The organism is Micromonospora sp. B11E3 (assembly GCF_039871625.1).
Taxonomy (GTDB): Bacteria; Actinomycetota; Actinomycetes; order Mycobacteriales; family Micromonosporaceae; genus Micromonospora.
Genome location: NZ_JBDPMC010000044.1, coordinates 18,328 through 33,167, shown reverse-complemented (window position 1 = coordinate 33,167; position 14,840 = coordinate 18,328). Strand labels below are relative to the sequence as shown.

At 74.7% G+C, this 14,840-nt stretch carries 10 protein-coding genes and 1 pseudogene; 4 read left to right on the top strand and 7 right to left on the bottom strand.

The window, feature by feature from the left end; all coding sequences use genetic code 11:
* Positions 1-107: 107 nt before the first annotated feature.
* Together ABGB16_RS21135 and ABGB16_RS21130 are read right to left on the bottom strand one after the other, a co-directional pair.
* Entirely contained in the window at positions 108-773 is a 666-nt protein-coding gene (locus ABGB16_RS21135; RefSeq protein ID WP_347669817.1) for a response regulator transcription factor, read from the bottom strand.
* 176 nt (positions 774-949) lie between these two features.
* Positions 950-2,197, bottom strand: a complete 1,248-nt coding sequence (locus tag ABGB16_RS21130) for a sensor histidine kinase (protein WP_347669816.1) — start codon at positions 2,195-2,197, stop codon at positions 950-952.
* Between the two features lie 268 nt (positions 2,198-2,465).
* On the opposite strand from ABGB16_RS21130, the gene ABGB16_RS21125 reads away from it, so the two are divergent.
* Positions 2,466-2,885: a hypothetical protein gene (locus ABGB16_RS21125; protein ID WP_347669815.1), complete on the top strand. Its 420-nt coding sequence runs from the start codon at positions 2,466-2,468 to the stop codon at positions 2,883-2,885.
* Positions 2,886-2,975: 90 nt separating this feature from the next.
* On the opposite strand, the gene ABGB16_RS21120 is transcribed toward ABGB16_RS21125, so the two are convergent.
* From ABGB16_RS21120 to ABGB16_RS21105, 4 genes and pseudogenes are all read right to left on the bottom strand, one after another.
* Positions 2,976-3,992 (bottom strand): carcinine hydrolase/isopenicillin-N N-acyltransferase family protein, encoded by a 1,017-nt coding sequence (locus tag ABGB16_RS21120; RefSeq protein WP_347669814.1) that lies wholly within the window; start codon positions 3,990-3,992, stop codon positions 2,976-2,978.
* A 52-nt stretch (positions 3,993-4,044) separates the two neighbouring features.
* On the bottom strand, positions 4,045-4,977 hold the full coding sequence (locus ABGB16_RS21115; RefSeq protein WP_347669813.1) for a PfkB family carbohydrate kinase: 933 nt from the start codon (positions 4,975-4,977) through the stop codon (positions 4,045-4,047).
* 160 nt (positions 4,978-5,137) lie between these two features.
* A pseudogene (locus ABGB16_RS21110) lies at positions 5,138-5,952 on the bottom strand (asparagine synthetase B); the annotation flags it as partial.
* 3 nt (positions 5,953-5,955) lie between these two features.
* A complete protein-coding gene (locus tag ABGB16_RS21105) occupies positions 5,956-6,924 on the bottom strand; it encodes a DUF5715 family protein (RefSeq protein WP_347669812.1) in 969 nt (322 codons plus the stop codon).
* Positions 6,925-7,268: 344 nt separating this feature from the next.
* On the opposite strand from ABGB16_RS21105, the gene ABGB16_RS21100 reads away from it, so the two are divergent.
* Entirely contained in the window at positions 7,269-9,497 is a 2,229-nt protein-coding gene (locus ABGB16_RS21100; protein WP_347669811.1) for a family 43 glycosylhydrolase, read from the top strand.
* A 282-nt stretch (positions 9,498-9,779) separates the two neighbouring features.
* A complete protein-coding gene (locus tag ABGB16_RS21095; protein ID WP_347669810.1) occupies positions 9,780-11,561 on the top strand; it encodes a DEAD/DEAH box helicase in 1,782 nt (593 codons plus the stop codon).
* Positions 11,562-11,753: 192 nt separating this feature from the next.
* On the opposite strand, the gene lon is transcribed toward ABGB16_RS21095, so the two are convergent.
* Positions 11,754-14,090, bottom strand: coding sequence for an endopeptidase La (gene lon / locus ABGB16_RS21090; protein ID WP_347669809.1), 2,337 nt, complete (start codon positions 14,088-14,090; stop codon positions 11,754-11,756).
* 268 nt (positions 14,091-14,358) lie between these two features.
* Here lon and ABGB16_RS21085 point away from each other — a divergent pair, with 268 nt between their 5' ends.
* Positions 14,359-14,706 (top strand): Lsr2 family protein, encoded by a 348-nt coding sequence (locus ABGB16_RS21085; RefSeq protein WP_347669837.1) that lies wholly within the window; start codon positions 14,359-14,361, stop codon positions 14,704-14,706.
* Positions 14,707-14,840: the final 134 nt, after the last annotated feature.

Genomic DNA, 14,840 nt, shown 5'->3' with positions numbered 1-14,840 from the left:
CGCTATGAGCGGCGCCGCCCCGCCCGCGTCCACCCGCGCGCCCGACCTCCGTGCGCCCGGAGGCGCCCCCGCCACGGCCCCGCGTACGACCTGGGTCGTACGCGGGATCAGCCGCCGGGGGTGACCAGGCCGCTCTCGTACGCCAGCACCACCGCCTGCACCCGGTCGCGGAGCTGGAGCTTGGCCAGGATCCGCCCGACGTGGGTCTTCACGGTCGCCTCGGCGACGTGCATCCGGGCGGCGATCTCGGCGTTGGACAGGCCCTGCGCGACCAGCAGCAGCACCTCCCGCTCCCGCTCGGTGAGCTGGGACAGCCGCGGGTCCTCGGCCGGGCCGGGGCCGAGTTGGCCGGCGAACCGGTCGAGCAGCCGGCGGGTGATCGACGGGGCGACCACCGAGTCGCCCTCGGCCACCACCCGGATCGCGGCCAGCAGCTCCTCCGGCGGCACGTTCTTCAGCAGGAACCCGCTCGCCCCGGCCTGGAGGGCGGCGAACGCGTCAGCCTCGGTGTCGAAGGTGGTCAGCGCCAGCACCCGGGGTTGGTCGCCGCCGCGGCCGGCGCAGATCCGCCGGGTGGCCTCCACCCCGTCCATGGTCGGCATCCGGATGTCCATCACCACCACGTCCGCCTCGACCCGGTCGAGCAGCCGCAGCGCGTCGGCGCCGTCGATCGCCTCGCCGACCACGGTCAGGTCGGGCTGGGAGTCCAGCACCATCCTGAACCCCGCCCTGACCAGCGCCTGGTCGTCCACGATCACCACGCGGACCGTCATGCCGTCCCACCTTCTGTTCGCGACTGCGGGGCTCGCAAACCCGGCTCACTCCTCGCGCTCACCGCGTCTTCCTTGTTCGCGACTGCGGGGCTCGCAAACCCGGCTCACTCCTCGCGCTCACCGCGTCTTCCTTGTTCGCGACTGCGGGGCTCGCAAACCCGGCTCACTCCTCGCGCTCACGCCGACACCTCCGTCCCCGTCGTCGACGGTAGCGGCAGCCATACCTGGACCTGCCAGCCCCCGGCCAGTCGGGGCCCGGCGGTGAGGCTGCCGTCGTACACCGCCACCCGCTCGCGCATGCCGACCAGGCCGTGCCCGCCGGACGGCGCGGGCCGCACCGGCGGCCGGCCGCGCCCGTCGTCGACGGCCCGGACCTCGACGGCCTCGCCGGTGTGGTCGAGGCTCAGGGTGACGGTCGCGCCGACCCCGGCGTGTTTGAGCGCGTTGGTCAGCGCCTCCTGCACCACCCGGTACACGGTCAGCTCCAGGCCGGGCGGCAGCGGCGGCGCCTCGCCGCTGACGGTCCAGTCGATGCGCAGCCCGGCGGCGCGGAACCGGTCCAGCAGGTCGGGCAGCTCCACCAGCGCCGGGCGCCGGTGCGCCGGCTCCGCCGACAGGCCCGGGGTCCCACCGCCGTCGGGCGCGGGCACCGCGACGGGGACACCCGCCGGCTCGGCCAGGCTCGGCTCCCGCAGTACGCCCACCAGGCGCCGCATCTCCTCCAGCGCCTGCCGCCCGGTGTCGGCGACCACCCGCACCGCCTCCCGGGCGGTCTCCGGGTCCCGGTCGAACAGGTACCGCGCCCCGTCGGCCTGCACGATCATGACGGCCATGCTGTGCGCCACCACGTCGTGCAGCTCCCGGGCGATCCGGGTGCGCTCCTCGGCCACCGCCGCCCGCGCCTCGGCCTCCCGCTCCCGTTCCAGGGTGGCGGCCCGCTCCTCCAGGCTGAGCACGTACAGCCGGCGGGTGCGCACGTTGAGCCCCATCAGCCAGACGGCGCCGGTGATCAGGGCGAGCCAGACGGCCGAGGCCCACCAGGCGACGTCGCCCCGGGTCTGGAAGGCGGCCAGCAGCACCCCGACCGCGGCCACGACCCCGGCGAGGATGCCGTCGCGCCGCCGCTCGGCGTACTTGACCACGCTGTACAGGGCGATCAGCACGCCGACGTCGAAGGCCAGCGGCCCCCAGCCGAAGGCCACCTGGACCAGGGCGAGCACGGCGACAGCCGCCGCCACCGCCGACGGGTGGGTCCGCCGGAACAGCAGCGTCACGCCCATCCCCGCCGCGACCAGGGCCGCCCACCAGCCGCCCGGCTGGTTGGCCGCCCCGGCGAGGCCGAACAGCGCCACGAAGCCGGCGACCACCACGTCGAAGGCCACGCTGCGCAGCGGTCGGCCGAAGATGCTGCGGTTCACGGTCACCCAGCGTACGGGGCGGCGGCACGCGCGGCGGTACGGCGTTGCAGGAGGCGCGGGACCCGCCGTTGATACATTTTCCGGCCCGATTTCCTGACGCGCGTTCCGCGAGATCCGGGAATTGCCGCCTGGTCGGCAAATGCGGACACGCACCAGCAATCGACATTGTTCACCACACCATTGTCTATGGCCGATGCCCTACAGTAATTGCGTCGAGCGGCCGGGAAATTCTTCGCCGTTCGATCCCTCCACCACACCCGGAAAGGGAATCGTCATGGGAATCGCACGCACGGGTCCGCGTCCGCGCGCGGCGCGGCTGCTGTTCGGCGCCGCGCTGACCGCGGTCCTGGCCCTCGCCACCGGCGGCACCGCCACGGCCGCCCCAGACACGGGCGGCCAGGTCGGCACCGCCACCCGCACCGACGTATACCCGCGGGACATCCCGTCCGACATCGGCCTCGAGCCGCACGGCGCGATCTACTCGTCCTTCTTCAACAGCCCGGATGTGAAGATCTGCCCGACCGCGGTCGAATGCGCGTCGCACACCAATCCGGTCATCGGCTCGACCAGCTACATTTTCGCGAACCTGCGGAACAACGGCCCGTACGGTTCCGGCACCGACAGCGGGACGCTGAAGGCGTACTACACCACCTCCGGCGGCGCGGCGATCGCGGCGAACACGGCGGCGGTGTAGTTGACCGCGTTCTGCCCGCCCGAGGCCAGGCCGCCCATCACGAAGCGGCCGGCGAACTGCGGGTACGTGGCGGCGTGACGGCAGCGGACGCTACGACAGGCTCAGCGGGAGCGCGTACTCGCGCAGGGTGCCCCCCGCCGTGCGGACGTGCACCTCGCCCGTGCGCAGGCCGTACGTGACGGACCAGCGGGTGTGGGACTGCCGGACGTCGTTGAGCAGCTCCAGCCCGGCCCGGTGGTCGACCACCCCGCCGGCCTCGGACAGCGCGGCGGCGAGCATCCCGTACCGGTGGTCGGTGCGCCGCTTCTCCTCCGGCACGCCCACCACCGGCACGTTGGTCAGCGCCTGCCAGCTGCCCTGGCCCTTCTCGACCCGCATCCGGCCGTCGACGAACTCCACCACGGCCGACGCGCCGGTGGCGTCGGCGAGCAGGTAGTGCAGCGGCGGCCCGCCCTCGAAGTCGAGGTTGTGCCGGCCGAAGACGGCCACCGCCTCGTCCACCGTGGCGGCCTGGTCGAGCACCAGCCGCTGGATGCGCACCGAGCCGACGGTCGACCTGCCGGGCTCGGGCCGGGCGCTCGCCCCGTCGTCGGCCGCCAGGCCCACGGCCAGCCCGCGCTCGTTCATGCCGTCGAACGGCAGCAGCGGCGCGTCGAGCAGGCGGCGGTCCCCGGTCGGATCGTCGCCGACGCCGAGGTACGAGATGTCGACCACCGAGATCGAGGCGTACCCGTCCGGGGGGTCGGTGCGCAGCACCATGGCCGGGTTGGCGTCCCAGTCGAAGTTGCGGGCGAACAGCGGCCGGTCGCGGTCGCCCCGGGCGACGAAGAGCGAGCACCCGAACGGGCTGGGCGGCGCGGCATCGGTGCCGACGGTCGGGTCGTAGTCGCCCACGAAGGTCATCTCGTACAGCGGCAGGTCGTCGACCCGGCGCAGGCTGGCCAGGGTCCGCTCGGCCTCGGCGGCGCTCTGCCGCGACGCGGTCGGCGTGCCGGCGGCGGGGGTGGGCCCGGCCGGCGTCGGCCCGGCGCCGGAGGGCGCGGGCCCGGAGCAGGCGGTGAGGGCGAGCAGCACCGCGAGGCCGGCGCCCAGGAACGTCCTACGCATGATCCCTGAACGCTAGGTCAGGCATCGAACGTTGTCCACCGTGGCCGGCGCGTCAGCGTTCGGGAATGCGGCCGAGTTGCTCCTCGATCGCCTCGCGGGTCAGGGCGGGCCGGCCGCCGGGGTGGCCGACGGTGGCCCCGGCCGCCGCGACGGCGTACCGGGCGACGCGCTCGCGCGGCTCGTCGCGCAGCAGCCCGACGGTGAGGGCGGCGACGAACGCGTCCCCCGCGCCGGTGGTGTCCACGGTGGGCGTCTCGCTCAGCGGCACGAACAGCTCCCCGCCAGGCCAGACGAACGCGTTGCCCTCGCCCGACACCTCCACCGCGACCAGCGCCGGCCCCCGGTCGCGCAGCTCGCGGGCGGCGCGCAGCCCGGCCTCGGCGTCCTTCGGCGGCTCCCCGACGAGCAGCCCGGCCTCCCTGCCGTCGGCGCGCAGCACGTCGGCGAGGGCGAGCAGTTCCCCGGCGGTCTCCTCGTCGGTGGGCTCGCCGTCGAGCAGCACCAGCCGGCCGGCCGCGCGGCCGATCCGGGCCGCCGCGAGCGCCGCGGCCGGCGGCTGCTGGAGCTGCACGAGCACCGCCCGGGCGGCGCGCACCGCGTCGGCCGCGCCGGTGACGTCCGCCTCGGTCAGCAGGGTCGGCTCGGGCAGGTCCTCGACGTACCGCCACCGGCCGTGGGCGTCCACGAGGTCGAGGATCAGCCCGGTCGGGGTGCCGGTCCGGCGCAGCACCGCCCGCACGTCGACGCCGTCGGCGCGGGCCCGGGCCAGCAGCCGCTCGGCGACGTCGTCGTCGCCGACGACCCCGAGCAGGCCGGAACGCGCGCCGAGCTGGGCGAGGCCGACCGCCTGGTTGGCGCCCTTGCCGCCGAGCAGTTCCCGCCGTCGGCGCGCCGGCGCCGTGCCGGCGGGCCCCGGCACCTCGTCCACGAGCAGGACCAGGTCCCGCGCCACCTGCCCGACCACCATCGCGTCCAGTTCCGCCATGCGCCACTCTGTACCCGGCCCGGGCACCGTCACGCCGGTCGGCCGGCGGTGTCAGCCGGCTGCGGCCGGGTCAGCCGACCGGGGTGCGGCGGGTGCCGCGCGGGCCGACCAGCCGGCGGACGATCGGGGCGGCGTTCCACCGCGCCGCGCCGACCAGGTCCCGGGCGTGCTTTAGCAGGGTGTAGTCTCCGGCACCCCGACGGTGACGGCGACGCAGTCCGGGTGCAGCTCGCGCGTGTGCAGCAGGGCGAGGGAGCTGTCGAGGCCGCCGGAGAGCACCACGCCGACGGTGAGGTCGGTGTCCAGCCGCACCCGCATGCTGTCCCGGAGGGCGGCGCGGACGAGCAGGGCGGCCTCGTCCGGGTCGTCCACTGCGGGCAGTCCCTCGCCGAGGGTGAGCAGGTCGACGTACGGGTGCAGCTGGACCGGGCCCTCCGGATCGGCCCAGCCGTGGTGCCCCGGCGGCACCTCGCCGATCGGCACGCCGTACCCGACCAGCGCCTTGACCTCGCTGGCCACCTGTAGGCAGCCGGGCACCCGGCACCAGTACAGCGGCTTGCCCCCGAGCGGGTCGCGGGCGAGATAGGTTCGCCCGGTGACCCGCTCGACCACCGTGAAGGCGTACTCGCCGCGCAGCCGGGTCACGGCGTCCTCGCCCCAGGCCAGGAACGCGGCGAGCACGACCTCCGTGTCGCTGTCGGTGCGGAACGCGTGACCGAGGCGGGTCAGCTCGGCGCGCAGGTCGCGGTGGTTGAAGACCTCGCCGTTGTAGCAGAGCACGAACCGCGCGTCGGCGGAGATCCAGGGCTGCACGGCCCGCTCCCGGTCGACGACGCGCAGCCGGCGGGTGCCGGCCAGCAGCCCGGCCTCCTGGCGGGTCTCGGTCACCTCGCCCCGCGGGGCGAGGGCGGCCAGCATCCGGCGGAAGGTGGCGGGGTCGGCCTCGGGGCCGACGCTCAGGGCGATGCCGCACACGGGTCAGGCCCCCATCTCGGATTCGTACGCCCGGCGGAACCGGGGGCGGGCGGCGGGCGACAGGCACAGGTGCCACGCCTGGCCCTCGTCGACCACGTTGACCTCGCCCGCGCGTTGGCGGGCCAGCAGCAGGTCGGCCAGGGTGTCCCGGACGCCGAACCGCTCGAACCACGACAGCTCCACGTCGACGGCGTAGCCGAGGCAGTGGGCGCTGGGCAGCATCGCCGCGTACCCGAGGCGGCGTAGCTGGTACTGGTACTCGGTGCTGCGGACCAGGCTGGTGACCCACAGCGGCGGGGCGGCGGGCGGGGTGAGCCGGGCGAACTCGCGGCCGATGTCGTTGAGCAGGCCGACGACCTCCCGCCGGGCGCGCCGGAACCGCAGCCCGGCGGTGCGCGGCCGGGCGTCCGGCAGCAACTGTCGGCGCGCCGCCCGTACGCCGCGCCCGAGCAGCGTCGTGGGCTGCTCCTGGTAGCGGAACCGGAGCAGGTCGCGGCGGCGCAGCCATTCCAGGTCGACCAGGTCCGGGCTGGCGTGGAGCTGGGCGTCGGTGCGGTAGGCGGGGGCGTCGCGCCACCACATCACGTCGATGCGGGAGAGCAGGTAGATCCGGACCAGGGCGGTCAGGTTCCCCGCGGAGCTGCGCGGGTTCGGCCGGTAGCGGGCCATCTCCAGCAGCAGCGTCTCCCGGGCCCCGACCAGCCCCTGCGGCGTGGCCTCGAGGACCGCGGCGATCGCCGGCTCCCGCAGCCGCTCGTCGAGCAGCACCTGCCGGGCCGTGGTGGACGCCGCGTCGGCGAGGGCGTTGACCTCGACCAACAGGTCCATGACGGCGGCCCGGTAGGCGTCCAGGTCCGGGGTGGCGGGCGGGGTCGGCTGCGGGACGCCCTCCGCGGGCAGCCGGTGCGTCGGCGCGGCGGAGGCGAGGGGCGTACCGGGTGGCTGGCCGGGGCTTCGGCTGGGCACTCGCATGGTCGGGTCCTCTCTCCCGGTACGACTCGGCGTGGGCGACCTGAAACACACCGTAATCGGCACGAGTGAAGGGAGTCCGAATAATCCTCCTATCGGCCCCGGAAGGGCGTCGACCGCCTGTTCGCACGCGGCCGGGGACGAAGTCGGCCCGACATCCTTGGCGCACGCGCACCAGCGACGGATCGACCAGCGGCGGGTCGACCGGGCGGGCGCGCGGGTGGGAAGTGGCGGTGGCGCCGCCACGGGAACCGGACGACTTTACAACGTTGTATTTAACGTTGTAGAAACGACCGGAACGCCGCAGTGATCCGCAACACACCGCCCCAACCCCCAAGGCAGGTCCGATGCGACACCACCGCCGCGGCGGCGCGCTCGCCGCCGTCCTCGGTCTTCTCCTGGCGGCGACGGCATCCGCGCCCGCCGCCGCCGGTCCCGACGCCGCCACCCGCTACCACAACCCGGTCTCGGGCGGCTTCGCCGACACCTTCGCCGACCCGGTCGTCGTCCGGGGCGCCGACGGCCTCTGGTACGCCTACGGCACCACCGACCCGCTGCACGAGGGCGAGCACCGGTTCCACCGGGTGCCGGTCGCCCGCTCGGCCGACCTGGTCGACTGGACGTACGTCGGCGACGCGTTCGGCCCCGACCAGCGCCCGCCGTACGCGGCCGAGGGCGCCGGGTACTGGGCCCCCGACGTGCGCTACGTCGCCGGCCGGTACGTCATGTACGTGACCGTCACCGACACCACCGCCTCCCCCGACGGCGACTCCGCCATCGGCGCGGCCACCGCACCCACCCCCACCGGCCCATGGACCTTCGCCCCCGACCCGGTGGTGGCGCCGCGGCCCGGCGGGGGCGGCGGCTGGCTCTGGACCTTCGACCCCAGCCAGTTCACCGACGTCGACGGCCGGCAGTACCTGTACTACGGCAGCTACTACGGCGGCATCTCGGTCACGGAACTGTCCGCCGACGGGCTGCGGACGGTCGGCGAGCCGACCCTCGTCGCGATCGACAACAAGTTCGAGGGCAGCTACGTCCTGCGCCGCGACGGCTGGTACTACCTGTTCGCCTCGACCGCCAACTGCTGCGCCGGCCCGGCGACCGGCTACTCCGTCCACGTCGGCCGCTCCCGCGGCCCGCGCGGCCCCTTCGTCGACCGGGACGGCCTGCGGCTGGACGCCTCCCGGGCCGGCGGGACGCCGGTGCTCACGCAGAACGGCAACCGCTGGATCGGCACCGGCCACAACGGCTTCCTCACCGACCTGTCCGGCCAGGACTGGATCGTCTACCACGCCATCGACCGGGCGGACCCGTACCTGGACGAGCCGTTCGGCATCAACGAGCGGCCGATGCTGCTCGACCGGCTGGACTGGATCGACGGTTGGCCGGCCGTCAACGCCGGCGCCGGCCCGTCGGACGGCCCCCGGCCCGCTCCGGTGACCACCGCCCGGCTCGACGAGCGCTTCGACGCCCCCGGGCTCGCCCGCTGGCGCGGCGCCGCCGGCGCCTGGCGGGTCACCGACGGGCGGCTCGTCGGCTCGGGCGCGCTGACCAGCCGCGCGGTGACCGGCGGCGACGTCCGGGCGGAGGCCGACCTGCGGCTGCGCGGCGCGACCTCGGCCGGCCTCACCCTCGGGGACGCCTCGGTGCGGGTGGACGTCTCGACCGGCCGGCTGGTCGCCGGGCAGGGCGACCGGGTGGCCACCGCCGCGCTGCCCGCCGGATTCGCCGCCGGTGACCGGCACAACCTGGCCGTCGAGGTACGCGGACGCGACCTGGTGGCCGAGCTGAGCCCGGCCCGGCTCGGCGACCAGGAGGCGGTGGTGTCGCTGCGGCTGGCGGGGCCGGCGGCCGGCCCGCTCACCCTGACCGCGGCCGGCGGCGACGCGGAGTTCGACAACGTCAGCGCGGCCCGGCTGCACCGGCCGGTCCCCCGGGCGGTCGCGGCGCCGCGCGCCGGAGCGCCCCTACCGCAGTGGTCGGACGAGTTCGACGGCGGCCTCGGCCCGACGTGGCGGTGGGTCCGGCCCGACCCGTCGGCCGGCGTCTCCGGAGGCGCGCTGCGCTGGCCGGTGCAGGCGGGCGACCTGGTCGGCACCGGCAACTCCGCCGGTGTGCTGCTGCGGGACGCCCCGGCCGGCGACTACGTGGTCGAGACCAGGGTGAGCCTCGACCTCGGCGAGGAGTCCGTCCGCAACTACCAGCAGGCCGGGCTCGTCGCGTACGTCGACGACGACCGGTTCGCCCGACTTGCCCAGGTGGCCATCTGGAACACCCGGCAGGTCGAGTACGGCTACGAGCTGCCCTTCGCCGGCCGGCCGGTGTACGGGGGCAACATCGTCGGCACCCCGGCGACCACCACCTGGCTGCGGCTGGCCCACCGGGTCGACCCGGTCACCGGGGAGCACGAGTTCCGGGCCGGGTCCAGCCGGGACGGCACGAACTGGACCTGGGGCGGGGTGTGGACGTTCCCGGCCGACACCACGCCCCGGATCGGCCTGGTCGCGCACGGCGGCGCCCAGCCGGCGGTGACGGCGGAGTTCGACTACGTGCGCTTCTACGCCGGCACCTGATGAGGAGCTGGACGGCCGGGGTGGGTGCGGCACCCCGGCCGTCCGCCCGGGCCTCGATTCCCGGCGGGAAGAGGCCCTCTCCCAGTTTCACCGAGCCGGGGCGTTCCCGCAGCCCCCGGTCGTGGGAGCTGCCCTCATCCGGCCCATCGGTCTGACCGTTCGGGCAGTCCCGTCGTGCCCGCGCGCGACCACGAACGCGCCGGACGGCGTCCGGGGCGCCGCCCCCGACGGGTTGTGCCGGTCGCCGAAGCGGCGTCGGGGCCGTGATGAAAGGCTTGTGGCATGAGTTCCGCACCGACACCGACCGACCCCACCACCCCCGGCGACCCCGACGACGCGGGCGCTTTCGCGGACCTCGGTCTGCGCGCCGAACTGCTGCACGCCCTGGCCACGCTCGGCTACGAGGAGCCGACGCCGATCCAGCGGGAGGCGATCCCGCCCCTGCTGGCCGGGCAGGATCTGCTGGGCCAGGCGGCCACCGGCACGGGCAAGACGGCCGCGTTCGCGCTGCCGCTGCTGCAGCGGATGCCGGACGAGCGGCCCGGCGGTGACCCGGTGGCGCTGGTGCTGGTGCCCACCCGGGAACTCGCGGTGCAGGTCTCGGAGGCGTTCCACCGGTACGGCAAGGACCTGGGCACCCGGGTGCTGCCGATCTACGGCGGCCAGCCGATCGGCCGGCAACTGCGCGCCCTCGACGCCGGGGTCGACGTGGTGGTGGCCACCCCGGGGCGGGCGCTGGACCACATCGCCCGGGGCACGCTGCGGCTGGGCGAGTTGACCACGGTGGTGCTCGACGAGGCCGACGAGATGCTCGACATGGGCTTCGCCGAGGACATCGAGGCGATCCTGGAGCACGCCCCGCAGCAGCGGCAGACCGTGCTGTTCTCGGCGACGATGCCGGCGCGTATCGACGGGATGGCCCGGCAGCACCTGACCGACCCGGTGCGCATCCAGATCGAGCGGGAACAGCCGGTGGCCGGGGAGGCGCCGCGGGTGCGCCAGAGCGCGTACATCGTCGCGCGGGCGCACAAGCCGGCGGCGCTGGGCCGGGTGCTCGACGTGGAGTCCCCGACCGCCGCGATCGTCTTCTGCCGCAGCCGGGAGGAGGTGGACCGGCTCACCGAGACGATGAACGGGCGCGGGTACCGGGCCGAGGCGCTGCACGGCGGGATGAGCCAGGAGCAGCGGGACCGGGTGATGGGACGGCTGCGCGCCGGCACGGCCGACCTGCTGGTGGCCACCGACGTGGCCGCCCGCGGGCTGGACGTGGAGCAGCTCACCCACGTGGTCAACTACGACGTGCCGTCGGCCCCCGAGTCGTACGTGCACCGGATCGGCCGGGTGGGCCGGGCCGGGCGCGAGGGGGTGGCGATCACCCTCGCCGAGCCGCGCGAGCACCGGATGCTCAAGACCATCGAACGGGTGACCGGGCAGCGGATCGACGTCGACAAGATCCCAACGGTGGCGGACCTGCGCACCAGGCGGCTGGAGCTGACCCAGGCGGCGCTGCGCGAGAGCCTGCTGGAGGACGACCTGGAGCCGTACCGGGTGATCGTCGAGTCACTGTCGGACGAGTTCGACATGATGGAGGTCGCGCTCGCGGCGGTGAAGCTGGCGCACGAGGCCACCCTGCCCGGTGCCGCCGAGGAGGAAGAGGAGATCCCGCAGGTCGCGGTGCGCCCGCCCCGGGAGCCCCGTCCCGGGTACGAGGCGCGCGAACGGCGTCCGGCCCGAGGCCGCGCTGGTACGACGCAGGTGTTCGTCGGGCTGGGGCGACGCGCCGGCGTACGCCCGCAGGACCTGGTCGGGGCGATCACCGGGGAGACCCGGGTCAGCGGGCGGGACATCGGCTCGATCGAGATCGCCGACCGGTTCTCCCTGGTGGAGGTGCCGGTCGGCCTGGCCGACGAGGTGATCGCCGGCCTGCGCAACAGCACCATCAAGGGCCGCAAGGCGACGGTGCGCCGCGACCGTGATGGCGACGGCGGCGGCGACCCGGGCCGCCGCTTCGACGGCCGGGACCGGCGGTTCGACGGCGGTGACCGGCGTCGCCAGCGCCCCTGACGCGCCCGTCGGCGGGTGGGAGGCGGGTGGGACCGGTGACCGACCCCGGGTCCCACCCGTCGACCCCGGCGGGTAAGGCCTGCCAGCTGGCAGCGGCTGGAGTCCCCGCCGCGGATCCCGCGCTCACCGTGGGGGTGACGGCAGGGCCGCGAGTGACCGCCGGCGAGCCGGCCGGTCACTCGCGGCCTGCGGTCAGCGCACGGTGAGCGCGGGCGCGTCGAGTGCCTCCGCGTCGACGTCGGCCGGGCGCAGCGCCAGGGCGAGCACGTCGGCGACGTCGGCGAGGGTGTGGATGGTCAGCGCCTCCCGCACCTCGGCCGGCAGGTCGTCCAGGTCCGGCTCGTTGCGCGCCGGGATGATCACCTCGGTCAGGCCGGCGCGGTGGGCGGCGAGCAGCTTCTGCTTCACCCCGCCGACGGGCAGCACCCGGCCGGAGAGCGTCACCTCGCCGGTCATCCCGAACTCGGGGCGTACCGGCCGGCCGCTGGCCAGCGACGCCAGCGCGGTGACCATGGTGATGCCGGCGCTGGGGCCGTCCTTGGGCACCGCGCCCGCCGGGACGTGCAGGTGGATCCGCCTGCCCGCGAGGGCGTTCGGGTCCAGCCCGAGCCGCCGCCCGTTGGAGCGCAGGTACGACCACGCGATGTGCCCGGACTCCTTCATCACGTCGCCGAGCTGGCCGGTCAGGGTCAGCCCCGGCTCGCCCTCCATGCTGGTCGCCTCGATGAACAGCACGTCGCCGCCGGCGCCGGTGACGGCGAGGCCGGTGGCCACGCCGGGCACCGCGGTCCGCTCCGCCGACTCCGGGGTGAACTTCGGTCGGCCCAGGTAGCGGGCCAGGTTGTCGGTGTCCACGCGGATTGGGTTCGGGTCGGACGCCAGGGCGACCGCGACCTTGCGCATGATCTTCGCCAGGGCCCGCTCCAACTGCCGGACGCCGGCCTCCCGGGTGTACTCCCCCGCGATCCGGGCGAGCGCCTCGTCGCCGACCGTCACCTCGTCGGCGGTCAGCCCGGCCCGCTCCCGCTGCCGCGGCAGCAGGTGGTCGCGGGCGATGGCGACCTTCTCGTCCTCGGTGTAGCCGTCGAGGGTGACCAGCTCCATCCGGTCCAGCAGCGGGCCCGGGATGGTCTCGACCACGTTGGCGGTGGCCAGGAACAGCACGTCGGACAGGTCGAGGTCGACCTCCAGGTAGTGGTCCCGGAAGGTGTGGTTCTGCGCCGGGTCGAGCACCTCCAGCAGGGCGGCAGCCGGGTCGCCGGCGTAGCCGACGGCCAGCTTGTCCACCTCGTCGAGGAGCACGACCGGGTTCATCGAGCCGGCCTCGCGCAGCGCCCGGACGATCCGGCCGGGCAGCGCGCCGACGTACGTGCGCCGGTGGCCGCGGATCTCCGCCTCGTCGCGGACGCCGCCGAGCGACACCCGGACGAAGGTGCGCCCGAGCGCCCGGGCGACCGACTCGCCGAGGCTGGTCTTGCCGACGCCGGGCGGGCCGGCGAGGGCGAGCACCGCGCCGGAGCCGCGCCCGCCGACCACGCCGAGGTTGCGCTCGGCGCGCCGGTTGCGCACCGCGAGGTACTCCAGGATGCGGTCCTTCACGTCGGCCAGGCCGGCGTGGTCGGCGTCGAGCACCGCGCGGGCCGCGTCGAGGTCGGTGTTGTCCTCGGTACGCGTCGTCCACGGCATCTCCAGCACCGTGTCGAGCCAGGTGCGGATCCAGCCCGCCTCCGGGGAGGCGTCGCTGGCCCGCTCCAGCTTGCCGACCTCCCGCAGTGCCGCCTCGCGGACCTTCTCCGGCAGCTCGGCGGCCTCGACCCGGGCCCGGTAGTCGGCGGAACCGTCCGGCTCGTCCTCGCCGAGTTCCTTGCGGATCGCGGCGAGCTGCTGGCGGAGCAGGAACTCGCGCTGGGACTTCTCCAGCCCCTCCCGGACGTCGGTGTTGATCCGCTCGGTGACCTCCTGCTCGGCCAGGTGGTCCTTCACCCAGCCGACCAGCAGCTCGAGGCGGGCGGTGACGTCGGGCGCGCCGAGCAGTTCGGTCTTCTGCGCGAGGCTGAGCCAGGGCGCGTAGCCGGCCGCGTCGGCCAGCTCGGACAGGTCGGTCATCCGCTCCATGGCGTCGATGACCTGCCAGGCGCCGCGCTGTTGCAGCAGGGAGGTCGTCAGGGCGCGGTACTCGCGGGCGAGTTCCCGGGCCCGGCCGGTGGGGGCAGGCTCGTGCAGGTGGGTCGCCTCGACCCAGAGGGCGGCGCCGGGGCCGGGCACGCCGGAGCCGATCCGGGCCCGGGACAGGCCGCGGACGACGGCGGCGGGTTCGCCGCTGGGCAGCCGGCCCACCTTCTCGATCGTGGCGACGACCCCGACGGGGCCGTACTCGCCGTCGATGCGGGGCACGGCGAGAAGCTTCTTGTCGCCGGTGACGCGAGCCGCGTCGACCGCGGCCTGGGTGGTCGGGTCGAGGGTCACCGGGATGACCATGCCGGGCAGCAGGACGGCGTCGGTCAGTGGAAGTACCGGAAGATTAGCCATCGAACACCTGCTATCGCGTTGGGTTGAGCGTGTCAGGCTCAAGTCCCGGGGCGCCGCCCTTCTTCCCCAATGTGATCCACGACACTCGACGGCAACCGGACGGGACCGCCGGAAGGCCACGCGCGAGACTGGCAATTTCCACCACAGGCGCGGGAATCGGCGGTGGTTAACGCGACGCGCCGATTACAGGTGGGCATATTCTTGCGGATTTGGCGGGGCATACGTCAAACTCTTACCACACCCCGCCCCACACAAGGAGTAATTGACAATGGCCCGGAAAGTAATCACCGTTCTGACGGACGACCTCGACGGCGGGCAGGCGGATCGGACCGTCGAGTTCAGCCTCGATGGCGTTGCGTACACCATCGATGTCTCCGACGAGAACGCCGGCACCCTGCGCAAGGCACTCGACCCCTTCATCAACGCTGGCCGACGCATCGGTCGGGGACCGGTCGACACCGGCCGGGCCACCCGCCGCGTCGGCCGGCCCGCCGTCTCCGGAATGGACCGCGAGCAGAACCGCGCCATCCGGGAATGGGCAGCCAAGAACGGGTACGAGATTTCCGACCGCGGGCGGATCCCGCTCTCGGTCGTGGAGGCCTACAAGAACCGCTGATCCGCAACCGCTGATCCGCTCCGCGGATCAGCGATCGGGCACGCCGAGGTCGCGCCGGAGACCGGCCGACCTGGGCTTTTCGCCCGACGCAAATTCCACGGCAGGTGCGGGCCGGCGGGCTTGGAAACGGTGCG